Origin of the sequence: Kouleothrix sp. (assembly GCF_046328425.1) — a bacterium.
Lineage (GTDB): Bacteria > Chloroflexota > Chloroflexia > Chloroflexales > Roseiflexaceae > Kouleothrix.
Window position 1 is genome coordinate 68,725 of record NZ_JAXLWP010000007.1, and the last position, 25,218, is coordinate 93,942.

Annotated in this window: 9 protein-coding genes and 1 pseudogene; 3 read left to right on the forward strand and 7 right to left on the reverse strand. The window is 69.2% G+C overall.

What is annotated here, in order from left to right; all coding sequences use genetic code 11:
• Positions 1–49: 49 nt before the first annotated feature.
• From U0177_RS07665 to U0177_RS07680, 4 genes are all read right to left on the reverse strand, one after another.
• The gene (locus U0177_RS07665) at positions 50–991 is read right to left on the reverse strand and encodes a peptidoglycan-binding domain-containing protein (protein ID WP_409570017.1); all 942 of its coding nucleotides are present in this window, start codon (positions 989–991) and stop codon (positions 50–52) included.
• 355 nt (positions 992–1,346) lie between these two features.
• Positions 1,347–7,979 (reverse strand): Ig-like domain-containing protein, encoded by a 6,633-nt coding sequence (locus U0177_RS07670; protein ID WP_409570018.1) that lies wholly within the window; start codon positions 7,977–7,979, stop codon positions 1,347–1,349.
• Between the two features lie 188 nt (positions 7,980–8,167).
• A complete protein-coding gene (locus U0177_RS07675; protein ID WP_409570019.1) occupies positions 8,168–8,710 on the reverse strand; it encodes an NUDIX domain-containing protein in 543 nt (180 codons plus the stop codon).
• A gap of 84 nt (positions 8,711–8,794) precedes the next feature.
• Positions 8,795–9,133, reverse strand: coding sequence for a hypothetical protein (locus tag U0177_RS07680; protein WP_409570020.1), 339 nt, complete (start codon positions 9,131–9,133; stop codon positions 8,795–8,797).
• 201 nt (positions 9,134–9,334) lie between these two features.
• Between U0177_RS07680 and U0177_RS07685 the strand changes: the two genes are divergently transcribed.
• Complete coding sequence (locus tag U0177_RS07685) at positions 9,335–9,889, forward strand: hypothetical protein (protein WP_409570021.1); 555 nt, start codon at positions 9,335–9,337, stop codon at positions 9,887–9,889.
• 98 nt (positions 9,890–9,987) lie between these two features.
• Here the strand turns inward: U0177_RS07685 and U0177_RS07690 are convergent, their stop codons facing one another.
• On the reverse strand, positions 9,988–11,997 hold the full coding sequence (locus U0177_RS07690; RefSeq protein WP_409570022.1) for a penicillin-binding transpeptidase domain-containing protein: 2,010 nt from the start codon (positions 11,995–11,997) through the stop codon (positions 9,988–9,990).
• A pseudogene (locus U0177_RS07695) lies at positions 11,921–12,350 on the reverse strand (biosynthetic peptidoglycan transglycosylase). The gene U0177_RS07690 and the pseudogene U0177_RS07695 overlap by 77 nt, the downstream one beginning before the upstream one ends.
• Before the next feature lie 794 nt (positions 12,351–13,144).
• Between U0177_RS07695 and U0177_RS07700 the strand changes: the two are divergent.
• Both U0177_RS07700 and U0177_RS07705 read left to right on the forward strand, forming a co-directional pair.
• Positions 13,145–13,783: a hypothetical protein gene (locus U0177_RS07700; protein WP_409570023.1), complete on the forward strand. Its 639-nt coding sequence runs from the start codon at positions 13,145–13,147 to the stop codon at positions 13,781–13,783.
• Positions 13,759–24,123 (forward strand): LamG-like jellyroll fold domain-containing protein, encoded by a 10,365-nt coding sequence (locus U0177_RS07705; protein ID WP_409570024.1) that lies wholly within the window; start codon positions 13,759–13,761, stop codon positions 24,121–24,123. The genes U0177_RS07700 and U0177_RS07705 overlap by 25 nt, the downstream gene beginning before the upstream one ends.
• Before the next feature lie 95 nt (positions 24,124–24,218).
• Here U0177_RS07705 and U0177_RS07710 read toward each other — a convergent pair whose 3' ends face one another.
• Positions 24,219–25,208 carry a hypothetical protein gene (locus U0177_RS07710; protein WP_409570025.1) on the reverse strand — a complete coding sequence of 330 codons (990 nt, stop codon included), beginning with the start codon at positions 25,206–25,208 and terminating at the stop codon, positions 24,219–24,221.
• Positions 25,209–25,218 lie beyond the last annotated feature (10 nt).

Consider the following 25,218-nt stretch of genomic DNA (forward strand, 5'->3'; position numbering starts at 1 on the left):
GCTGCCGGGCGCCGCACAAGAAAACACAAGTAATCAAACGGAGTCGGTATCAGATACCACAAAATGCTTCGGCGACACGCTGCGGCTTGCCGCCGACAAGGCTGTAGATCGACACGTTGCGCGCTTCATATGCCACGCTCTCGATCACCAGATCGAGCTGGCCGTCGCCACTCAGGTCGAGCGCCGCATACAGATTGTTCTCAAAAGGGCTGATCTCTTGGGCCTTCGGATAGTATTCTGCAACGACCGGCACAGTCTCGGTTCGGCCATTCGCCGTACGGCTGACGACCACCAGCGAGTAATCGCCCGCTGCAACGCCGCCGGCAAGTGTACCCAGCGCAGTGTCGGCGTAGCGCGTGGCCGCGATAATGGTTTCTTCAACGCCATCGCCCTCAAGGTCGGCGCGCAGCACGCGCGTCAGGCGCACGTCCGGCGCGGCGATGCCTTGAGCACGCAGCACCTCGGCCACGGCCTTGCGCGCGGCCGGCGTGTCGACAGCCTCCTCGGCGATGGCGCGCGGCAGCGCATTCCAGCCGGCCGCCAGGCCAATCGTCCCGGTGATTGTGGGCGCTGGGGCAAGCGCTACATCGAGCAGTAGGTCAGAGCATGGGCCGGATGCGCTTTGTGGCAGGCCCCCGGTGGCGCTGCCGGAAGAGCCGGCATTCGAGAACAGGTAGTAGCGTTCGCCGCCGTGCATGCCCGCCGCGGTATCCTGGGCGTTGAGCCACTGGCCAGCCCGCACGCCGCCCAGAAGCCAGCCGCTGTCGGCGTCGACGATCGGGTGAATGGCCGAGGCGGCCGCGTCAGCGGCAAACAGGCGCGCCCATGTCTGCAAGCCGACGATGCCATCGACATCGAGAGCACTCTCGGCCTGGAATGCCCGCACCGCCGCTGCTGTGTTCGGGCCAAACACGCCGTCGGCCTTGCCAACCTGCGGGTATCCCAGGCCAAGCAGGCGCTCCTGCACGGCGCGCACGTCGTCGCCTTCCATACGCGGGCTCGCTAGACGCAGCGCACGGCCAAACGCGGGCGCCGAAGCAGCCGAGGTGGCAACCGGCGCGGCCGTGACCACAGGCGCCGAGGTGGCAACCGGCGCGGCCGTCACTACGGGCGCCGAGGTGGCAACCGGCGCCGAGGTGGCAGGAAGTGCCGTAGGCACGGGAGCCTGGGGCGAGGCACCACAGCCGGCCAGAAAAGCCCCGCACGCAAGCATAGCGCCTAGCCGCCGCACAAGATAATTGGGCTGCATGGTTCTCCTATCCTGGTGTTTACATAGCATCTGGCGTTGTAGTGCCGCCGCACCACAACGCCAGATCACGAGTATCGTGCCGCGCGCCGCCCGCGATCTACTGCGCCGCGACCGTGAACGTCGCGCCAGCGCTGCGGCCAAACACCTCGGGCGCGTACATCTGGTAGGCGGTTGCCGGCAGCGTTTGGAACTCGCCGGGCGTGCTGGCGCGCGCGAGGTAGGTGTACTCGTAGGTGCCGCGCGGCAGGTAGGTGGCGAACAGCGCCACCCGGTCGTCGCGGATGCTGCTCTGGCCGAAGTACCACCAGTAGGGCGTGGCGTCGTCGGCGGGGCGCAGCCCGGCGCCCTGCGCGGCCGCACTCGAGGTTTTCAAGCTGGTGTCGATCGCCTCAAGCCCGGCCGGCAGCATGTCTTCGATCGCAAAATACTGCATGTCCTCGGGCACGCTCAGCTTCAGCCGCACCTGCACGACATCGCCGAGCTTGGCCCCGCTCACCAGATGCCCAGTGACCGAGAGCGTATCGGTGTTCACCGCGACATACTCGCGGCTCAGGCCTACGCCCCGGTCGAGCGCCTGCACCTGGCTGGCGTCCTGATAGTAGCGCATGCGCAGCGTGTAGTACAGCCGGCCCTGGCCAGTCTGGCCGCTCGCGGCCTGGCGCTGGATGCTCAGCTGCGACTGCCCGCCGGCCTTGAGGTCGGCCAGGGCCACCACCACGCCGATTGGGTCGGCAAGGTTGTCACGGTTGACGGCGCCCTCTTTCAACGTGGTGCCGTCGAGCGCGGCGCGGTAGCTGTAGTCGCCGGCCAGCTCGCCGCTCTGCGCGATATACTCGGCCAGCGCCATGAGCGATACAGCCGACTCGTGGGTGGTGCGCCAGTGGCCGGCGTCGCGCTGGGCCATCAGGAAGCGCACGGCGTTCGGCACCAGGAAGTTGTTCGGGTCGGCGCGCACCAGCGCCTGGAGCGCCAGCGCGGTGGTGCGCGTGTCGCTGCCGAGGTTCCAGTAATCGCTGGTCGCCTCTTCCCAGTGGGCGTCGGCCGCGTGCATAATCGCGGTGCTCATCAGCTCGCCGACGAGGGTGTGCACGCGATCGTCGTTGCCGCCGAGCGCCTTGAGCGTCATCAGCAGGTAGGCGCGGCCGTAGATCGCCAGCTGCTCGCGCGTGTCGTAGAGCGCGACGGCGCGGCCGCGGTCGGGCTGGCCAGCCTCGCTCAGCACAAACAGCATGTAGCTGCGGGCATTCAGCGTGGCCGACTGGCTGTCGAGGGCGAGCTTGGGGTTTTCGAGCGCGGCTTTGAGAAAGGCGATGGCCTGGTCGAGACGCGCCTGGTCGACGGCATAGCCGGCCTTTCGAGCTTCGATCATGCCCTGCACGGCGTAGGCGCTGAGGTACGGCCGGCTTTCGTCGTCGGCCCACCAGCCCCAGCCGCCGTCGAGGTGCTGAAGCGCGTACAGGCGCTGAAGCGCCGCGCTCAGGTTCGCCTCAAGGTTGGCCTTGAGCCCGCTCTGCAGCTTGCTCTCGCCGAGCGTGCCGAGCAGCCGGTAGGTCACGGCATTCGGCAGGAAGCGGCTGACGGTCTGCTCGGAGCAGTCGTAGGGGTAGTGCTGGAGGTAGTCGAGCGAGCGCTCGACGCCGGCCGCCAGCGACGGCGACAGCTCAAGCTCGACCTGGCCCTGCGTCGTGCCATCGGGCGCTTTGGGCGCGTCGGCGGGCACGGCGATTGTCTCGACGGTGGTATCGAGCACCTGGCCGGCGCTGGCCACCACCTCGGGCGTGGTGTAGCGCGCGATCGGCAGCGCCTGCTCGATCGCGTCTTGCAGGCCGGCGCCGGCCACGCTGAAGCGCAGCACGGCCTGGCCGGGCAGCGGCACCTCGGCCGGCCAGCGCAGCAGCGCGGTGCCATTCGCCGGCACCTGCACGCGCTGCTGGGCCTCGCCGCTCAGGCGCAGCGCCACGCGGCCGTTGTCCTGCGCCTGGTCGAGCGTCACGGTCGCGTCGATCGGGCTGGCGGTAGTGTTCTGCACCACCGCCTGGAGCGTCAGCTTGTCGCCGACCGTCAGGAAGCGCGGCAGGGTCGGGCGGATCAGCAGCGGCCGGGTGGCGACAATATCGGTGGTAGCCTGGCCCACGCGCGTATCGGCGCTGATGCCGCGCGCGCTCATGCGCCAGGTGGTGAGGCTATCGGGCAGCGCGAGCGTCACTTTGGCCGTGCCGTCGGCGGCTGTCACCACGGTCGGGTTCCAGTAGGCGGTATCGGGGAAATTGCGCCGCAGCAGCACCTCGCCGCCCGCGCCACCGCCGCCGCCCTTGTCGCCCGGCTGGATCTTCAGCGTAACACGATCGACCAGGGCGGTGAGCGAGGGCGCGGTAAACACGCCAAGGCCGCGCCGCGTGTAGAACGCCTGCGTGAAGCTCGGGTTCGGATCGTCGGCCAGCGCGAGCACGGCCTTATCGACCAGCGCCAGGCCGATTTCGGCGCGCACGCCCTGGCCGCTGTAGTCGGTGGCCTTGATCGTGTAGCTCACCTGGTCGCGCGGGCCGGCGCTGGCTTTGTCGGGCGTAATATCGATCTTCAGCTCCTGCTGCTCGGTCGAGATCGGCAGGTTCACCAGGCCGACGCGAATGTCGGGAACGGGCACATCGCCGCCGGCCGGCTTGATCAGCACCACCGAGACATACACGTTTGGCGCGTACTCAGCCTTCAGCGGAACTTGCAACAGCTCGGTGGCGCCGCTGAGTGTAAACAGTTTATGCTCTATTACCGCGCCGCGCTCGATCGTCATCAGCGCCTGCATCCCCTTGTACGGCGCCGTCACCAGCACGCCGGCGGTATCGCCGGGCCGGTAGCTGCGCTTATCGGCGATCAGATCGACGCGCGCGGTGTCGTTGATGCCCCAGAACACGTCGCCGCCATACACCCAGCTGTAGGCGCTCGACGCAATCGCGTGGCCGGCGTCGTCGCGCGCCTCGGCCACCACGCGGTACTCGCCGCCGGCTTTGGGCGTGAAGCTGATGCTGGCGCGGCCCTGCGCGTCGGTGGTGGCGGTTTTGGTTTCGGCAAGCGTGTCGCTGAAGGTCGATGTCCAGTACATCTGGCCGTCGGCGCCCTGCTGGCGCACGCTGTTCCACTCGCGGCGGTTCAGCTTCAGCGTCAGCGCGCGGTTGGCGGCGGGCTGGCCGGCAAGGTCGAGCGTGATCGCCGAGACATTCAGCGGCTGGCCGGCCTGCGTCACGTAGCCCTCGGGCCGCAGGCCAACGTAGAAGCTGCCGGCGTGCACATTCACCGTGCCCTGCGCGGCGATCACCTGGCCGTCCACATCGGTGATCTCCACGTCGAGCGTAAGCGCGCGGCTATGCGTCTGCTTGCCAAGCGTAGCCGGCAGCTTGAGCTCGAACTCGCCCTGGGCATTGGTGCTGGCCTGGCCATCGGCGATCAGCTCGCCGCCGGGCTGGGGCGGCTGGTCGCCACGATACCAGGCGTAGGCGTCGTCGATATCTTCAAAGCTGTAGCTGGCCTGGTCGTCGGGGCGGAAGAAGTACGGGTTGGCGAGCAGGCGCCAGCGCAGCGGCGCGTTGGCCACCGCGCCGCTGGCGAAGTATTTCGCGGCCACGCGCACGGTCAGCGTGTCGCCCTGCACCAGGTCGGGCTGGGCCGGAGTCACCGTCACCTCAAACGCCGGCTTACGGTACTCGGCGACGCTGAACGAGCCGTAGAACGAGCCGAGCGCGCTGGCGGGATCGGAGGGCGGGCCATTGTACACCAGCACGCTGATGCCGTAGCTGCCGAGCTTGGCGCTGCGCTCGATCGGCAGGCTCGTGTTGAAGGTGCCGAACTCGCTCAGCGCCAGCGTGCTCGAGTAGATCGTATTGCCCTCGGGGTCGCCGATCGTCAGCATGGCCTGCTGGCCGGCGTCGAGCGCGTCGTAGCGCAGCGTGTGCCGGTCGAGCCGCACGGCGCCGCGAATGTAGACATTCTGCTCGGGCCGGTAGATCGGCCGGTCGGTGTACACCGCGCCGACCACCGGGCTGTTGCCGTAGTCGGCCGGCAAGCCGAAATCCCAGGGGTTGACGCCATCGCCCCAGAACGTGGTGCCGAAGGCAAACTGTCCGCCGGCCTGCGACCACACAAAGAACGGGCTTGAGGCATCGGGGAAGCTGCGGTCGCGCTGCACAATGCCCTCGGCATCGGTGGCGCCCAGCTCGATCGGCTGCATGCCGCGCGTGTTAAAGTCGTAGCTGGCGCCAACCAGCGGCAGGTTCGCCGCGGGCTTGCCGCTGGCCATATCGACGGCCCAGACGAACGCCTGCGTAGCGCTGCGCTTGATCGTCAGCGCGTAGGGGCTCACGGCCATAATCTGGCGATCGGCGGCCTCGCCGGGGGCTTGCACCTGCAGGTAGTACAGCCCGGCGTCGAGCTTCCCGAGGTCGAGCAGGTCGATCCGCGTGGTGTTGCGGTCGCCGGCCAGCGCGATGTCGGCCTGGCGCAGCAGCGCCGCCGGGTCGGGCTTGAAGCTATTCCACTGGTCGTAGTCGGTCAGCAGCGTCGCCACGCGCGCCGGGTCGAGCCGGTAGAGCGTGTAGCCGACCAGCGGGGTGCCGACGTGCTGGATCGGCACGCGCGCGCTGACGTAGGCGTTATACGCGCCGATCCGCGAGCTGGCGCCCACCAGCGCGAGGGCCGGGGTGGGCGGGGCGGTGTGGAAGGCGATCGTCTGGTCGGCGCCGAGCGGCACGCCCCACGCGTCGCGCGCCGCGCCGCGCAGGGTGACGCGGTAATTGCTATCGGGGCGCAGGCTGAAGTAGGCCGAGTAGTCGGCGATTCCGGTGCTGGTGTACAGCTCGGTCGGCGCCGGCTCAATCGCCAGGTTCTGCTCGACCGAGGCCCAGTCCATCGGCGCGCTGAAGTTCAGCGTCAGCGGGCCGCTCAGGCCAGCGGCGCCATCGCCATCGGCAGGCGAGCTGCCAACCAGGCGCGGCAGCTCGGCCACCTTGAACGAGACGCGGTACTCGCTGGCGAGCGTGCCGTTGCCCTGGGCCGCGCGCGCGCCGGCCGCCACCACCAGGGTGTAGCTCGCGCCGCGCTGGAGCGGCGCGCTCGGGGTAAACGCCGCGACCACACCCGCGAAGCTGCGGCTGCTGCCGTCGTTGCCATACGAGGTAAACACGTTGGGCTTGAGGCCGCCGGCGCTGATCGTGCCGGGCACCTCGGCGCCGTCGCGCAGCAGCTTGAGCGCGCCGCGCAGGCTGGCCGGGTCGAGCGGCTGGTTGAAGTACACCTCAAACGGGCCGCCGGGCGCGGCGTACTGGTCGCCGTCTTGTGGCGCGCTGCCGTAGACCTTGGGCGTGACCGTGGCGAAGTTCCAGGAATACGCCTGGCGCAGCGCGCCGCCGGTTTGATCTTGCAAGCCGGCGGCCACGCGCACCGTGTAGCTGGTAGAGGGCGCCAGGCCCGGCTTGGGGGTAAAGACATACGTGCTGGTGTCGAGCCAGCGGCCCTCGCCGCTCAGCGCCGGCTCGAAGGTGAGCGGCTGTGGCAGCTTGGCCTGGTCGTCGAGCGTGGTGAAGGCCACCACCGGGTGGTTGAAGCGCACGCTGACGCGGTTGGTATCGGTCAGCACCTCGCTGGTTGCCGGCAGCGGCTCGGCCTGCGTCACCGCCAGGTCGCCGATCACGGTGAAGCTCCAGCTGAGCGGCTGCCCGTTCAGCTTGGCGCCCCTGCTGCTGGTGATGCCGGGCGCCAGCGTGGCCTGGTAGCGCTTGCCGCGCGTCAGCAGGCCAGCCGGCTTGAAGCGAAAGCCGCCGAGCGACGGCGTGACGGTGCCGCCGATGCTGGCGCCGCTCTCGATATCGCGCAGGCTGAAGCTCTGCCCGGCGGAGCCAGCGTCGACATCGGGCACGAGCCGCACCTCGATCTCGCCGGTGGCCGGCACGTCGGTGGCGCCGTCGAACGGGCGCGTGCCGGCCAGCAGCGGCGCGGCGGTGGTGAAGCTCCACGACACCGGACGCTCGAGGCGGAACTTGCCGTCGCTCGACACGGCGGCGCTCACGCTGGCGCTGTAGCTCGTGGCGGCATACAGGCGCTCGGGGTAGAAGCCAAACAGCGTCGGCGTGAGCCAGCGGCCAACGCCCTGCGCCGGCGGGTCGAGCGCGAGCGGCTGCGGCAGCGTATCGGCCACGCGCGGGTCCTGCGCGGCGGCGGCGAGCGTTTCGGGCAGCACCACCGGCGCGGCAAACTCCACCAGGATGGGCGCGTTCAGCGCCACCGGGGCGGCGCCCTGCGCGGGCGTGAGCTTCGCCACCGTCAGGTATGGCACCGTAGCAAACGCCAGCTGCTGTGGCTGATCGAGCGTGCGGCCAAACAGGTTGCTCACGCCCGCGCCGACGACCAGGCGGTAGGCCGCGCCGTAGCGCATCCCGCCGGCCGGCTTGATCGTGACGGTTGTGGCGCCGGCGCGCGGCAGGCTTGGCGCGTCAAGCGTAAAGTCGAGCGGTGGGTCGAAGCGCACCGCCTGGCGCAGCGATTCCGGGCGCACCCACTGGCTGAAGACGAGCTGGATACCGGCCTGCGGGTTGGCGTCGCGCGCGCCGTCGGCGGGCGTCGAGCTGATCAGCCGCGGGCCGCCCAGCGCCAGCGGGCCGAAGGCCAGCCCGGCCGCCAGCAGCACCAGCGCCAGCAGCACAGCATTAATGTTTCGCCAGCGAAGCAATGAGCGTCGGCGTTCCATTCTTGGCCTCTTACTTGTACACGACTGACGTGGTCACCTGCGATATGGGCTTGTTCTGCCTGCGGCAGCATGGTACTGTACTTTCTTTTGTGCTCAGATTTTGGCGCACAGCGCCAAAATCTGAGCACAGTATATGAAAAGTACCGCTCTGCCGAAGGCTGAGCGCGCCAACTGCCCAAGTTCTAAAGCTATTCGGCCTCACCAGCGGCGCTGCCGGGGTTTGCGCGCTCGAAGTGTTGCAGGTAGAACCGCTGGCGTGTCAGCCCGGACTGGTCGCGCAGCGCGTACACCTCGCGCCGGGTCAGGTGTGGCGCGAACGGCCAGTCGTAGGCGATCGAGCGCACCACGCCGCCCAGGCCGTCGAGCGCGTCTTCGAGCGGCTGGCGGTGCCAGGCCACCAGCGGGTGCGGTAGCTCGCCGCGCCCGAAGTAGCCCACGTCCACCGTCTCGCCCGGCGCCAGCCGCAGCGCGCCGCCGGCCGGCACGGCCGCGAACACCGCCAGGTGGTTGCTGCCACCCTCCCAGTTCGGCTGCGAGTACATTCCTACGAGGCGCCCCAGCTCCAGCTCCAGTCCAGTCTCCTCGCGCGCCTCGCGCAGCGCCGAGTCCGCCAGCGACTCGTGGTTGTCGACGGCGCCGCCGGGCAGGCACCAGACGTGAAAATCGTCGCGCTTGGTTAATAGAACGCGGCCAGCTTGAATAATCGCAATCGCCACGCCAAGTGTTGCCATCGGGCATGCCCTTCTATCTCGGCCGGCAGGCGGCAGAAAGGTGGAGGGCCTGCGCGCCTCAAAGGGTATCAGTCCATGGGAGGATTACCGGTACAGAATCCAGACCATTGGCAGCGCTTGGGTGTAACTCCCCAAGCGCTCCTTCCAGGCCACACCAATCTGAAACAGGCTGTACTTCCAGCTGCGCGCCGCACCATCATCGACCAAATGACGGTAGCACGCTTTACGACCCAGCGCCCGACTGCGACCAGCCACATATGCAATCACCAGTGGCAGCAACAATCGCGCAAACCGCTCGCGGTCAGTGACGCCGCTCTCATCCAGGTGAAAGCCCCTGCTCTGCCAGTCACGAAAGACCGTCTCGATCCACATGCGCCGACTGCCAAGCCGGTAGGTCTGCCAATTCGCCGGCAGGTTTGTCATCACCGATGCACGATTGGTTTGCCCTCGGTATCTTTGGCCCACCAAGCCAGGATATTCACCGGCCCAATGCGTTCCTCGGTCAGATACACGCCATTGAGATAGGCAACCGTGTCGCGATTGGGCAGCCACTTCGAAAGCGCCGTCGCATCACCATCTGGGTGAGCGCGAGCAGCGTGTGCCCAGGATGCCCAACAAACCATCATGGCCGCGCTCGCGCACCCAGGCAAACAGCTCCTGGCTGCGGAACTCACTATCGCCGTGGATGCTCACGCGCACCCGTTCGGGCAACAGCGCCAGCGCGGAGCCCAGAAGCTTCTTTTGGTCAGCCAATCCACTCTGTCCGCGATGGGGCAACGCAAGCCAGGCCAATGGGAGCGAGCGTCGGCGAAAACCGATGCTTACCACCAGAATGTTGTGGATATCGCGCAGCAGGACGCGGTCGATCAGCAGTTGCACCCGCTGCCCTTTCAAGCCGTGGAGCGCCAGTTTGGCGACCGGCTGATAGTGTTCCTCCTGCGTGATACGCTCGTATCGAGCAAGCGCCGAATGCGTTGTTCTTTGGCGGCTTGGGTGGTGTCCAGCGGCATCGCTCGGGCAAGTTTCCCAATTTGGGCCGAGACACTTTGGCTACTCGCGACCACCAGCAACGCCAGGGTTTCGATCTGGCTGGCGAGCGCATTTGGCAGCTGCGCGGTCAACTGCTGGGACGTGCTATCATACAGCGGTGAGGTGGGGATGGATTCCTCCTTTGGCTGATCAGGTCTTGGCACGCGTGATCATACCAAAAGTTGGCGTCCTGACCACCTCCTTTTGTCAAGTGAAACCCTTTGAGGCCTGCGCGCCCTGCCTTCCCGCTACGGCTCGACCACGAACTCAACCACCGGGCCGCGCGTCAGGCGCCCGCGCGCGTCGGCGACGATCACCTCGGCGCGGTGGCGGCCGGGCACTAGCTGCCAGAACGCGCGGTAGGGCGGCGCGTCGAACGCGGCCAGCGGCTGGCCATCCACCACTATCGTCAGCAGCGCCACGTCGTCGCCGCCGGCGCGGGCCTTCAGCTCGACGCGCTGGCGCTCAAGCGGCACGCCGGGGCTGATCGCGAACACCGCGCCGGGCGCGGGCGAGAGCAGGCCAGGGGACGCGGGGGCGGAGAGATCGGGCGTGGCGCTGTTGCCTGGTTCCTCGCCTGCTTGGCTCTCCGTCGCCTTGCCCGAGCCAACGCCCGCGCTCGCGACCGGCGCACATACATCACGCGGAGCGCGCGGCAGGCCGGCCGCGACCAGCCAGGGCTCGGCCTCGGGCGGCAGGATGCGAAACACGCGCGTCGCGGCGCGGCCGGCGGGGTAGCCAGCCGGCGCGCGGCAGCCCAGCGCCGGGTCGATCGCCAGCGCCACATGCGTGGTGTCGGCTTGGCGCGGCTCGGTGCCGGCAACAAAGCGCTCGCTGCGCGTGGCAGGGCAGTTTGGCCCCGGCAGCATGCCGCCCTCGGCGCAGATCGAGCGCTCGACAATGCCGGGCGGGCGTTCGAACTGGCGCGGCGGCAGGCCACGGTGGGCCGCCAGCATCACCTCGTGCCACACCGGCCCCGCGCCGCTGATGCCGCTGATCGCCTCCATTGGCCGGCCGTCGGCGTTGCCGACCCACACCCCCACCACGCGATCCGGCGTGTAGCCCAGCGTCCAGTTGTCGCGCCAGTCGCTGGTGGTGCCGGTCTTGGCCGCGGCGGGGCGATCGATGTCGAGCACGCTCTGGGCACCGAACGCGCGCATCCGCGCATAGCGATCCGACAGGATATCGCTGATCAGGTAGGCGGCCTGGGGCGAGAGTGCTGGCTCGCGTTTTGACGAAGGACGAAAGATCAAAGACAAAGGCGCATCGCTATCTCTGCCCTGCGATGATGGTTCGTGCTTGATCCTTGGTCTTTCGTCTATCAAGGGGTGGCCTTGAGCCTCCGCTATCGCTAACACCGCATACGGCGTCACCCGCACCCCGCCGTTGGCGAACGCAGCGTAGGCCGCCGTCAGCTCCAGCGGCGTCAGCTCGCCGCCGCCGAGCGTCAGCGCGAGGCCGTAGCGCCCGGCGCCGGCCGCGTCGCCGAGCGAGCGGATGCCCAGCCGCGCGGCCATGTCGAGCAGCGCCGGCACGCCGATCGCGTCGAGCAGGCGCACCGCCGACACATTCGACGAGGTGGCAAGCGCCTCGCGCAGCAGCAGCGGGCCATGGAACGTGCGGTCGTAGTTCTGCGGCGCGTACGGCCGGCCCTCGCGCGTCTGGAAGGTCGTGGGGATGTCGAGGACCTGCGAGGCCGGCGTCCAGCCGTGCTCGAACGCTGCCGCGTAGGTGAGCGGCTTGATCGCCGAGCCAGGCTGGCGCAGCGCCAGCGCGGCGTTCACCTGGCCCTGGCTGCGCGTATCGGCGAAATCGGGGCTGCCGACCATGGTCAGAATCGCGCCGTCGCGCGGGTCGAGCACCAGCACCGCGCCGTTGCGCACGCGGTGATCCGGCCCGCCATTGCGCGGCGTCGCCAGCAGCGCGATCTGGTGGCGCAGGCTGGCCTGCGCGGCATCTTGCAGGTCGGCGTCGAGCGTGGTGGTAATCGTCAGGCCGCCGCGCGCCACCACGTCGGCGCCGAGCCGGAAGCCGAGCCGGTCGAGCACGAAGTTCACAAAGTGCGGCGCGCGCGGCGTCGGGTCGCCCGCTGCGAATCGCAGCGGCTCGGCTTCGCGATCGCGCTGGCGCGGCGCTGCATAGCCGCAGCATGTCGGCCTGGCGCGCTCCTGGCCAGCCAGTTCAGCAGCGGATCGTAGCGCGAGAGCCTGCGGCAGCCCGGCGAGCAGCGCGCACTCGGCCAGGTCGAGGTCGCGCATGCTGGCATACGCTCGCGCCGCCGCCTCGACGCCATAGCCCGCCGCCAGAATGGTTGAGGTACAGCTCCAGGATCTCGTCTTTGGGGTAGCTGGCGGTGAGCTTAAGCGCGAGCGCGGCCTCGCGCAGCTTGCGCGCCAGCGTGCGCTGGCGCGCAAGCTCGGGGTCGAGCAGAAAGCCGCGCGCGAGCTGTTGCGATCGTCGACCCGCCGGCCACCAGGTCGCCGCTGCGCAGGTCGGCCCAGGCCGCGCGCGCGATGCCGCGTATGTCGAGGCCGGGGTTTTGGTAGAAGCTGGTGTCTTCGATCGCGATCGTGGCCTGGCGCAGCGCCAGCGGGATGGCGCTCAGCGGCACCGGGCGCTGGCGGCCGCTCAGCGGATCGGGCAGCTCGTACAGCAGCTTGCCCTGGCGATCGAGGATGCGCGTGCTGCCAAGCGCGGCGCGGGCGCGCAGCCGCTCGGGGGTAGGCAGCCTTCAGGCAGAGTTGGAGACCGCCATGGCCACGGCCAGGCGCGCCAGCGCCAGGCGGCAGTGCGCGCGCCCTTGCAGGCGGGCGCGGCCAAACCATAGGTGCTGTTGCCGAGCAGCCGGCGCCATAGCAGCCTCCGGGTACGAAGCCAAACATCTACACGACGAGCGAGCCAGGCGAACCGTTTCATGTATCATAACATAGCGCTCAACGCACTCGAATGAAGGTACGCTGACATTCGCGTGACTTCAGACACGATATCGCTGCCAAGGCGAACTTTTTCACAGCGATAATCAAGAGTATTTTACGAATACTGTGAGCTATTTCACACTACGTATACGATCTACGCGTAAAGATACGTAATTCTCACGATACCACTTGAAATCCAACTGGGTAGACTAGTATCGATCTTGTGTGCGGACAAGACACTGGCCGGCGCATATCGCGCATAGCGTTTGTTTAGACGGTTTTACTGCAGCTACATCGAAAGTAGTATGTTACGGCCCTGCAGCCTACGCTATACTGAGCAATACATTCCCCTTCAGGTATCGCAGTGGCATAGCCAGTAGCCCCGGCATTGGGCTATCTAACCAGCCGCCGAGCGCCGCCGCGCATCCAGCGTGGCCGGGCGCGTATTTTGTGCTGCTCGCAAACACCAGCATTCATCCGGAGGTTCGCCATGCGACGCTTCGCCACCCCCGCCCTCGCGCCAGCGCTGCTGCTCCTGGCGCTGGCCCTGACGATCGCCCTGGCCGTGCTGCCGCGCGCTGTGGCAGCCGCCCGCCCCGACCCGGTGACGGCGGCGTGGGAGCTGGCGCGCTCGCGCGGCGCCTACAGCTTCAGCAGCGATGTCGTGCAGCGCAGCACGCCCACCGCGACGGTGGCGAACATCGGCCGCAGCAGCCGCGAGCAGCGCCTGCACCTTGCGGGCGCGTACGACCTGCGCGCCCACAGCGCGGAGATGCGGCTGTGGACCTCGGGCGGCAGCGTGCTCCAGGCCGCCAGCGGCGTCGAGGTGCGCGTGGCCAACGGCAAGGCCCAGCTGCGCCAGGGCGGCGGCCCCTGGCACGACGCGCCCGGCATCACCGACACGGCGGCGCCCGGCGGCGACTTCATGGCCTACCTCGCGGCCGTGCGCGACATCCAGGCCCACGCGCCCGAGACGCGCGCCGGCCGCGTGTTTACGCGCTACGGCTTCCGCATCGACGGGCCGACCTTCGCCGGGTATATGCGCGACGAGCTCGAGGCGGCCCTGCGCGCGCAAGGCCAGCTCGACGCCGGCGCGCGGTTGATGTGCCGCCGTACTACGCCGCCATGAGCGGCGACGGCGAGCTGTGGGTGAGCGCCGACGGGCTACCGCTGCGCCAGATCTTGAACCTGCGCTTCCCCGAGCAGCGCGGCGAAACCCTGGCGGCCACGATCACGGTCGACTTCGCAGACTACCCGGCGGCCGCGCACGCGCTGGCGCTCGTGCCATTCGACATGGCCGACGCGCTGCCGAAGCTGGCCGCGCTTGCCGCCTGGCTGGCGTTCGCAGCTGTGCTGGTGCGCGGCTGGCGCTCGCGGCGGCTGCTGCGCGCGCTCAGCTGGGCGCTGCTGGCCGCGCTGGTGATTGGGCCTGCGCTCACCAGCGCCAAGGCCCAGGCCGCCGCGAAGCGACCGCGCCTGGCAGGCCGAGCAGGCGCCAGGATCAGCAGGCCGCCCAGGCCGCGCACGCGGCCCAGCAGGCTAGCGAAACGCGCTCGACCCGCACGCCAACCCGCTGGCGTACGCCGTGCCCGCCGCGCCTGGCGCGAGCGCGGCGAGCCGCCAGCAGGCCGCGGCCGACCCAAACGACTGCGACGGCGATGGGCTCAGCAACGCGCAGAGCAGGCGATCGGCACTGACCCGAACCAGGCCGACACCGACGGCGACATGATCACCGACACGCTTGAGGTGGCCGGCACCGACTACCGCGGCCAGCACTGGCGCAGCAACCCGCTCGAGGCCGACAGCAACCGCGACGGCCGGCCCGACAACCAGGAATGGTTTGTCGACGCCAATGGCGACGGCCAGCCCGACCTGAACGCCGACGGCGCGCCGGCCATGCGCGACAGCGACGGCGACGGTACGCCCGACCTGTTCGACGACGACGACGACAACGACGGCGTGCCCGACCGGCTCGACCTGGCCGCCACCAGCGCCACCGGCAGCGCCGGCCCAAGCGCCGGCAGCGACTTCACCAGCACCAGCGTTTTCTCGATGACCGTGGCGAACGCTGCCGACGGCCTGCCGCTGCTCGTCGACTTCCAGCTGCGCCCGCGCAACCCCGACCACCTATGGTTCGCCTACAACGTGCTCGACTGGCCGACCGACCGGCAGGGCCAGGTGCAGGACGACGACAGCCGCACCTTCGCCGACCTGCCGCGCGGCGAGGGCGCCCCGCCTGCCGCCGCCAACGACGCGTATGGCGACACCAAGCTCGTGCCCATGCTCGAAATCCGCATGAACGGCGACGCCAGCCTGCCGCCACAGGCCGATCTGACGCCCTACAACATCTTCACCACCACGCTCACGCTCGACGGCACGCCCGACACCGCCAGAGCCGGCACGGTGGCCTACGTGCCGCTGCAGATCGTCAGCGACGAGCGAACCGGCGAGCGGGTGGCCTTCAGTGGGCGCATGCTGTTCCAGAGCCACGGCGCGCCGATCCGCGCCGACGAGGTACGCCTGGTGTGGCTGGTGCAGGCGCTGGTCGACCGGTGCAAGTCGGCAGCGAACGGCGAGTGCGCCGAATACCTCGCGCACAACCAGTCGCAGGTGATCCAGACGTACGCCGACAGCTGGTACCTCACCGGCCTGAACGCGCTTGAGGACCACGGCGCGCGCTCGGCGATCATCTACCGCGACCCGAGCGCGCAGGGCTTCGACCCGCGCGACGACGGCGCGCTGTGGCGGCTGGCCCACGGCCTCGACAACTCATTCCTGGCCGGGCGCGACGCCGACGCCGACGGCGTGCGCGACGTGACGCTCGCCGATATCAAGACGCGCTTCGACCACACCACCAGCACGGTCCCGCAGGCCAGCCCGCTGCGCTGGGGCATCGGCGACACGCTCAACGTCGACGTGCTCGCGGCGCCTTCGGGCGCTACCCTGTTCCCCACGCTCGACCGCGCCGTCACCGCGACGATCAGCAGCACCGCCAATGTGTTGAGCAAGTTCGACGGCGCATGGCGCAGCAGCCGCTCGGCCAAGCCGCTGATCATGTTCGCCAGCGAAGCCTCGTACCGCGCGCTGGGCCTGGGCGGCCTGGGCGGCGGCCACGTGGCAAAGCTCGGAAACGCGCTCGCGCTCGACTTCGGCGCGGGCACCGCCGGCCAGCCGGTGTCGCTCGACACCCAGGCCGGCCTGAAGTGGACGCCGTTCTGCGCCGACGCCGGCGCGCAAGATCCAAGCTGGCAGCCATGCGCGCCCGACGCCTACTGGGCCGACCTGCGCGACCGCTACGGCGACGCCGCGCGCCAGCCCGGCGACAGCGACGCCGCCGCGTACGGCCGCATGGTCGCCGCCGAGCTGTACTTCCTGGCGCTGGCGCAGGGCGTGAACAGCATTGTGCAGCGCGATTCCGCCCCGGCCACCGACGGCTACACCCCGCTGAGCGACGAGCAGATCAGCGCGCAGAACAGCGCCCCGGCGCCCAGCAAGATCCCCACCAGCATCGCGGTAGACGACCTGTCGCAGCGCTTTCAGGACACCACCGGCATTCTGGTGTTCCTGGGCAGCAGCGCCAAAGACATCATTGAGGGCAGCGCGCCGGCCGCCATTGCCACGGCGCGCACGATCTTCGCGCAGAACCGCCTCAAAGGCACCGTGATCGGCGTAAGCATGGCGCTGGGCGTGGCCGCCGTCACCGGCGGCGTGGCGCTGCTCGCGGCCTACAACCTGGCCGGTACGCCGCAGGTGCAGTTCGCGATCAACCTGACGCTGAAATCAATGGTAGCCTTGCTGACGGTGTACTTTGCCCTCTGGAAGCCGCTCGTCGAGACGGCGCGGTGGGTGCAGGCGATGAAAGCCGGCGGCTACTCGACGATCGAGGCGCTGCGGGAGGTCGGCTCGGCCGACTCGGCCGCGATCAACGCGTCGCGCACTGCCGGCTTCGTGGGCGCGGTGATCAGCATCGGGATTGTCTGGGGCTTCTTTATCTTCAACGTCGTGATCAACCATATCGAGCCGGGCAGCCCGGCCTTCAACAGCGCGCTGGCCGAGACGATCGCCGCCACAATTCTGGTGATCGTAATGACCGTGCTGGCGTTCACGGTTGTCGGCACGATTATCGTCGGCATTATCGCGCTCGTCGACATCATCCTGACGATCATCTGCGAGGCCGGCGTCGACGCGCTGAAAAAGGTGCCGGGCATGGGCGGCGGCTGCTTTACGCTCAACGGCGCGGCCACCAAGTTCATCGCCAAGGTGCTGTACTCGTTCGATAGCATGGTCGACTTCGATCACAAAGGCCCCGACGGCACGACCAACGACCTGCTGCTGCTGGGCCGGATCGGCACAACGCTGCACAACAAGCTCGACGGCTACGTCGCCGGCAATCTGCTCGACGTGAGGCTGCCGGTGACGACGACGATCCAGCACAAGCCGCCGGTGCCCGAGAACTGGAACCACGTGCTGCCGTACCTCTGGCTGTTTTCGAAAGACAACCTGCGCAGCAGCACGTTCCAGTACAGCCTCACGGCCGACAAGCAGGAGATCAAGAGCCAGCGCGACCAGATGAGCGACGTGTGGTCGATGAGCAACGGGCCGAAGTTCGCCCAGACGCAGCTGTACCGCGCCCAGACGCACACCGACCTATCGCTGCCGAACCTGGCGCTGCCCGCGCCGGGGCTGAACCGCGCGCTGCCGTTCTACCTGAACATGGGCTACGCCGTGCCGGCCTACGAGTGCTGGCTCACGCCGGTGCTGTTCCCGCTCGTGCCGGTGTGCTACACCCGCACGATCGACGGCTCAAGCTCGTCGCAGATCGACCAGCTGCGCTACGACATTCTGCCGAATACGCTCGACGACTTTATGACAATGGCCGAGAAGCGCGACGGCGGGCGCGGCCTGGACTGGGACAGCGCCTTCGGCTCGCTGCACGACGCCGACAACGACGGCGTGCTGTCGCGGGCGTACGGCGGAGTCGACCCGAACGACGCGAGCTGGGATAGCGACGGCGACGGCCTGAGCGATAAGTTCGAGCTCGACCGGCGCGCGCAGGGCGTGGGCTACTCGCTTGGCTCGTGGGATACCGACGGCGACGGCCTGACCGACGCGCAGGAGGCTGCGCTTGGCACCAACCCGGCCGTTGCCGACACCGACAACGACGGCATCAACGACGGCGACGAGGTGTTCCACCAGGTGTACGCGCCCGACGCAAGCGGCCGCGTGGCGCCCGTGCTCGACAGCGGCGGCAACCCGGTGTGGGCCGGCGGCTGGAATGTGGCCATCCCCGGCGACGCAAGCCACCCCGCGTTCATCACGCACGTCTCGTCGAACCCGTCGTTCGCCGACAGCGACGGCGATGGCGTAGGCGACCAGGCCGAGCGCTACTTCGCGCAGCAGCCCGCGCCCGCCAGCGGCCAGCCCGACCTGCGGCTCGACGGCAATGGACAGCCGTACCTGCCGCTGGTGGCCAACACCCCGCCGGTGACGGTACGCGCCACCACCAGCGACGCCGACGGCATTGTCGCGCCCGGCCAGACCTTCGCCTACACCAGCACGGTTGTCACCAACACGCCGCTCGCGCCCAGCGTGCTCGAGGTTAGCCTGCCCGCGTCGTTTGGCCGATCGCCCGCGCCCTCGCGGCTCGATTTCGACCCGGCGGCATTTACCGGCGCGCAGACGCTGACGCAGCGGCTCGACCTGACCACGCCGTATGGCGCGGCGCCCACCATAGCCTTGAGCAGCACCGTGCGGGCGCGCCTGCCCGGCGCACAGACGCCCGGCTGGGCCTGGGCGCCGACCGTGCGAAGTGCGCTGACCGACCCCGACATGTTCCCGCTGCGCCCGCCGCGCCTCACCGGCGCTGCGCCGGCCGTAGACGGCCGGCAGGACGCCTACCGCCTGGTGGCGTTGACGGCGAACAGCCTGAGGCGCGGCGAGTATGGCGACGTTCGCAGCTACACGCTCGACAGCACCACGCCGACGATCCTGGAAACAGGCAACGACAAGCGAGGCAGCAGCATCCTTCCGCCGCCAGCCTACCTGCGCGGCACCAGCGCCCCGGCGGTGGCCTGCAACGCCGCCGGCCAGTGCCTCAGCGTGTGGGATCGCTACAGCGATACCACCATGGTGCAGATCACCGACCTGCGCTTCACCACAGTTCAAGATCACGGCACCAGCGGCGTCGAGCCGGTGATCGAGGTCGCGCAGGCACACAATACGCCGACAAACGTTCCGCTCGATTGCTACGACAAGAATGGCAACAGAATCACGCGCGACCCGCTCGACCTTGAGACCAGCGACCGGTGCGAAGGCCGGCCCGTCAGCTTCAACGGCACCGCTACCATTCTGCTCGGCGAAGACGACGCCAGTGTCGACTGGCTGGCCAGCTCGGCCCAGACCATCGCCGCCAGCACTCCCACCGAGCAGGCGAAAAACTTCGACGGCTACACGCTCGACACATGCTCGGGGAACTTCTGCAACGTCGCGGGCACGTACCGATACAAGGTGCTGCCACACCATGTCGACGACGTCGCCGGCAGCTTTGGCACCGGCCAGACGTTTACGCTCACCACGGCTAGCGACGCCACCACCAGCGATTTTGCGCCGGTGGTAGCCAGCGACGGGGCGAATTTTCTGGCGGCCTGGGTGCGCAAGAAGTCGGGCGGCGCGGCGGTGATTGTCACGCGCGCGTTCGACGCAGACGGCGCGCTGACGCCCGAGCACGAGCTGGCGCTCGACTCTCTCGGCACCGCAGCGCCCTACGCCAGCCTCAGCCTGGTGTACGCCGGCAGCGCCTACCAGCTCGCGTGGAAGGCGCTCGGCAGCGGCAGCATTCACCTGTCGGCGATCACAGTCGCCAACGGCGCGATCACCGTGCCGGCGAGCGTGCTGGCCGCCAGCGACGCCAGCGCCAGCGCGGCAGGCGCGCCGCAGCAAGCCTACGATCCAGCCAGCGGCCGCACGCTGCTGGCGTATGGCACCACCGACAGCAGCTTCGTGGCAAAGCTCTATAGCGCGGGCGGCGCCTACGCCGGCACGACGATAACGCGGGCTGGCTCGAACCCGCGCGTGGCCTACCACCCGCTCACGCACGGCTGGCTGCTCGGCTCGACCAGCGGCGGCGCGTTCACCAGCGAGGCGCTGGCCGCCGACCTGAGCGCGCTCGACGGCACGCAGCCGCAGGTCACCTGGGATTCGCAGATCAGCAACCCGGCCAGCACCGCCCTGGCCTGCCCCATGCCTAGCAGCGCCCCGGCCGTCGACCTGCGCTTTGAAGATTTGCCCGGCGCCACCAGCTTCGCCGACAGCTCGGGCTTCGGCCGCAACGCCACAATCGACAGCCCTGACACCAGCCCGAGCCCCGGCGTGGCCGGCGCGCCCAACGCGCCGCACTCCGACTTCGCCGTGCGCTTCGGCGGCGGCAACCACGCGATCATTCCGTACCACCTGCCCGATGCATTCACGATCGCGTTCTGGCTGAAAACCGCGCCCAACAGCAGCTTCTACGTGTTCGACAGCCGCAGCATCAACGGCGGCACCGCGCTCGGGCTGATCAACGGCACGTTGGTGTTCCTGAGCGGCGGCGCGCTGGCCCAGGGCCGCACCCCGATCGCCGACAGCGGCTGGCATTTCGTCGCGGCCACGCGCGCCGCCGATGGCACATCGCAGCTGTATGTCGACGGCAAGCCCGGCGCACCCGGCGGCGATGGCGGCGCGCCGCTGGGCGCCGCCGATACCATCTACCTTGGCGGGCTGCACGACGGCAGCACCCCGCTGCGCGGCGACCTCGACCAGCTCAGCGTGTACCCTTCGGCGCTGAACCAGACGGCTGTGCAGGCGCTCTTTACACGCAGCGCGCAATCATTCTGCCTGGCAACAACCCCGCGCGGCGCCCAGATCGAGTACGCGCGGCTGGCGCTGGCGCAAAGCACCGCCCTGCGCGCGATCGTCGCCAGCAGCACCCTGACGCTCACCGTCGACAGCGCGCCGCCTACGTCGGATATCGCGCTCAGGCTCAACCCGCAGACCAACATCGCCTACCTGCGCGGCCCCGGCGGCGATAGCCCGGTCGTCACGATCGGCGGCAGCGCCGACGACAACACCGGCGTCGCCAAGGTCGAGGTGAATGTCGACAGCACGGGCTGGCAGGCGGCCAGCGGCGCGGCCACCTGGTCGTTCAACCTCGCGGCCAGCGCCGGCACGCATACCATCCAGGCGCGCGCCACCGATATCGCCGGCAATGTCGAGGCGCCGCGCGCGCCGCTGACGCTGCTTGTCGACGATGCGCCGCCGCAGCTGGCGCTGGCGGCGCCGGCCGCGCCGCTTGTGCCCACGCGCGCCGCCGACGGCCGCTGGCGCATGCGCCTAAGCGGCAGCGCCAGCGACCCTGCCCCGGCCAGCGGGGTGGTTTCGGCCACGCTGCTGCTGCAGAACCACGACCCGAACGCGCCCGGCAGCGGCTGGCAGGCGGCCGGCATCAGCGGTACCGACTGGACGATCGACTACGCGCTGCCCGCCGGCATCGCCGAGCCGACCGGCACCTACACCGTGACACTGCGCGCCACCGACGCGGCCGGCAACGCTACGCCCGAGACGCTGCTGGCGAGCGATCTGCGCATCGACGCCAGCGGGCCGCTCGCCACGCTCAGCACGCGCGACTCGACCACCGGCGTGTTTACGCAGACGGCGACCCTCACAGGGCTGGTGAGCGACACCGCCGGCCTCGCCGGCCTCGACGTGGCGTTCGTGCCGCTCCAGCAGGTGCTGGCGCTCTCGGGCACTGTGCTGCTGCTGCCGTTCGACGAGCGCGCCGGCACGGCCTGGTTCGCCGACCGCAGCACCCAGCACAGCTACGCCGCCTGCGCCACGGCGCCCGCATGCCCCAGCGCCGAGGCCGGCCGGATCGGCGGCGCGCTGCGCTTCGACGGCAGCGCCGGGCTGGCTGTGCCCAATGCCGCCGCGCTCAACTTCGATGCCGGCCAGAGCTTTAGCCTGCAGGCGTGGGTGCGCCCCACACCCGGCGGCGCGGCCGAGCAGCCGATCGTCGAGAAGTGGGACGCCGGCCAGGGCTACCGCATCGACTTGATCGACGGCGTGGCCACGCTGACGCTGAACGGCACGGCTGTGCACGGCGGCCCCGACCTGCGCGACGACGGCTGGCACCAGATCGTCGGCGTGGCCGACCGCGCGGCCGGCCAGGCGACGCTGTACGTCGACGGGGTGGCCGTCGGCAGCGCGCCCTTCAGCGGCGACGCCGGCACCACCGCCGACCTGGCGCTCGGCGGCTGGGCGCGCGTTCACTACACCGGCGCGCTCGACCAGGTGGCGGTGTGGCAGCGCGCGCTGCTGCCCGAGCACGTGGCCGCGCTCAAGCAGAACGCCGACCTGGCCTGGCAGCCGGCCGTGCTCGCCGCATCGGCCAGCGGCGCCGGCTGGAGCACGAGCATCCCCGGCGGCATCGAGGGCGAGTTCCAGATTGACCTGCGCGCCGACGACGCGCTCGGCAACCGCGAGCTGACGCCCAACGCCTGGCATGGCATCGTCGACACCCTGGCCCCGCGCGTGACGGTCGGCGCCACGCCGACCGGGCGGCAGTACTACGACGACGCGGCCCGCGCCACGCGCTACGAGGTGGCCTACAGCTGCACAGCCGCCGACCGCTACCTCGCCGGCGCGGGCTTCAGCTGCGCCGGAAACCGCTTCCAGCCGCCCACGCGCACCTTCGACGACGACCCGGTGCAGCGCGAGCTATTCCCCGACCTGACGCTGCGCAGCGGCCTGTCGATCAGCTTCCGCCGCTGGGAAGCCACCCCCACCCCGGCCGCCCAGGCGCGCGCCTGCGATGTGTACGGCCACTGCGCCGAGGCCACCACCCAGGCCGCAGCCGCCAGCGCGCTCGCGCCGGCCAGCGACGAGCCGCGCGCGCTGATCGTCGCCCCGGCCGCCACGCAGGTCGTTTCGTCCACCGGCGCGGTCGATGTGACCGTGGCGGCCGACGCGGCACGCACGCTGCGCGAGCTGACGCTCGCGCTCGACGGGCAGGTCGTCGCCACCACCACGTTCAGCGCCACCGACGCGATCAGCCACGCGCTGCGGCTGGCGCGCATAGCCCCGGCGGAAGGCGCGCACACGCTCACCGCCCAGGCCACCGACGCCAGCGGCGCGCAGTCGGCGCCCGACACGATCACCTTCACGCTCGACCTGAGCGCGCCGGAGATCGACCTGAGCGCCACCGTGCTCGACCAGAGCGCCAGCTACCCGCTCGGCAGCGGCATCCTGCGCTTCAGCGGTATCGCCACCGACAGCGTCGGGCTGGCCGCGGTGCAGCTGCGCATCGGCGACGGCCCATTCGAGGACGCGACGCTCGACGACGACGGCACGTGGCACACCGCGCGCTGGCTTGGCTCCTCGGTCTACGGCCAGAGCTACCGCGTCACTGCGCGCGCGATCGACCGCGCCGGCCAGGTGAGCGACCTGACCCAGCTGGTGCTGGTGGATATCGGCCCGCCCGACCCGCAGCCCCCGGCGGCGCTGCCCGACACCACGATCACCGCCGGGCCGGGCGACACCAGCCTGACCCACAGCATCGGCTTCGCGTTCACCGGCAGCATCTCGCCCACCGCGCCGCTCTCGTTCGAGTGCCGGATCGACGGCGGGGTGTATCAGCCGTGTTCCAGCCCGCAGCGCTATACCTTGCCCGATGGCGCGTACACCTTTGAAACCAGGGCGCTCAGCTCGCAGGGCCAAGCCGACCCAACACCGGCGAGCTATAGCGTGATGATCGTGACCTCGTGCGCCGGCGCGCGGCCGACGATCACCGGCACCCCCGGCAACGACACGATCGCCGGCACCCCCGGCACCGACATCATCTTCGGCCTGGGCGGCGACGACCGCATCGACGGCGGCGGCGGCGACGACCTGATCTGCGGCGGCGACGGCGACGACCGCATCGGCGGCGGCGACGGCAACGACATCATCGACGGCGGCAATGGCAACGACCGCGTCGACGGCGGCGCGGGCAGCGACACAATCATCGGCGGCGCGGGCGACGACCGGCTGCGCGGCGCCGACGGCGACGACACAATCATCGGCGGCGATGGCAACGACGCCATTCGCGGCAGCGCCGGCAACGACCAGATCTTCGGCAACGCCGGCAACGACGCGCTCGACGGCGGCAGCGGCAACGACACGCTCGACGGCGGCAGCGGCAACGATGCGATCACCGGCCACACCGGCGCCGACACGCTGCTCGGCGGCGCGGGCGACGACACGCTCGACGGCGAGCGCGGCAACGATACGCTGCTCGGCGGCGATGGCAACGATGCGCTCAAGGGCGGCGACGGCAACGACACCCTGCAGGGCGGCGCTGGCGCCGATCGCTTCGACGGCGGCGCCGGCACCGATACCGCCACCGACTTCAACCCCGCCGAAGGCGACCGCAAGACCAGCATCGAGCGCGGGCGCTAGCCCACTGATCTCTTGCTTTATATTTGTTGAGATGCCCTGCCCGGCTTGGCCGGGCAGGGCATCTCAACAAGAAAGCGATCTATACGGTGGCTGCCCTACGAGGCTTGTAAATAGTCTTTCAGCCACCCTGGAATTGTGTCAGCATACGGCTCTCTGATCTCTGGCGAGAGCCGGCCCAGGCCCTGATGCCACGATAATGCCCGATTGACCATCCCCAAGCGGTAGGCAATCTCGAGTGCACTCGACAGCTTGTCGCGCGTTTCAAACTTTGTCCAGGGCTCGAGGTACGCATCGCGCATCTGGCGGAGTTCGGGGCCTTGCTCGCCCAGGTTTAGCCAGTGCGCCGTTGCACGCAAGGTAACGAGCATGCTGAAGAAAGGGTGCGAGACGCTGCTATCGCTCCAGTCGGTGAAAATGTAGCGCCCGCTGCCGAGCAAGACATTGTTCTCGTGTACTTCTTCGTGGGTGATAGTTTCCGGTAGATTGTACGAGGCAAGCGCTTCGCACTCTGCGGTAAAGCGTGTATGGCCATCGTGCAATTGCTGATATTCTGCTGGCGAAAGCTCTGATCCAATGCACAGGCTGTCCGTTGCCTCCAGCAGCCCTGCATACAGCTGAGGCAGATGAGCGAGCCGGCGGTCAGGCAGATCAAGCGCGAGCAGCTCCGGTACCCGATTGGCCAGCTCAATCTGCAATTCGCTGTACAGCGGCAGCAATTTCAGCCAGTGTGGGATCTGCTCAACCGACCGGGTAAGCTGGCGCAACGTGACCCCAGCATGGGCTGACAAGATCCAACTGTGCTCGAGATGCACAGCGAGGAGCGGTACAGTGCAATCTGGCCGCCACTTCGACAGCGCCTGGGTCAGCCCTGCCTCGTATGCGAACATCGGCGCTGGCGCTTTGAAATAGACAACCCCTCGATCGGTCATTATCCGCGCGAAGGTCGACCACGGGCGCTGATGGACAACATCGATCGCCTGGGCCATGTGCCAGCCGCGCTGTTCAATCTGCTCTTGAACCCATATCGCCACCTGTTCAAGCCAGCTGTTGTGTTCCCAAGGAAGGGCGATAGCCTGATCATGCATAGCACAAAAT

Coding starts and splice junctions, on each gene's coding strand:
- U0177_RS07690 (WP_409570022.1), bottom strand. CDS start 11,997: ATGCGCGACCTCGACCTGGCCGAGTGCGCGCTGCTCGCCGGGCTGCCG.
- U0177_RS07710 (WP_409570025.1), bottom strand. CDS start 25,208: ATGCATGATCAGGCTATCGCCCTTCCTTGGGAACACAACAGCTGGCTT.
- U0177_RS07685 (WP_409570021.1), top strand. CDS start 9,335: ATGGCCGCGCTCGCGCACCCAGGCAAACAGCTCCTGGCTGCGGAACTC.
- U0177_RS07670 (WP_409570018.1), bottom strand. CDS start 7,979: ATGGAACGCCGACGCTCATTGCTTCGCTGGCGAAACATTAATGCTGTG.
- U0177_RS07675 (WP_409570019.1), bottom strand. CDS start 8,710: ATGGCAACACTTGGCGTGGCGATTGCGATTATTCAAGCTGGCCGCGTT.
- U0177_RS07665 (WP_409570017.1), bottom strand. CDS start 991: ATGGAAGGCGACGACGTGCGCGCCGTGCAGGAGCGCCTGCTTGGCCTG.
- U0177_RS07680 (WP_409570020.1), bottom strand. CDS start 9,133: ATGACAAACCTGCCGGCGAATTGGCAGACCTACCGGCTTGGCAGTCGG.
- U0177_RS07700 (WP_409570023.1), top strand. CDS start 13,145: ATGCGACGCTTCGCCACCCCCGCCCTCGCGCCAGCGCTGCTGCTCCTG.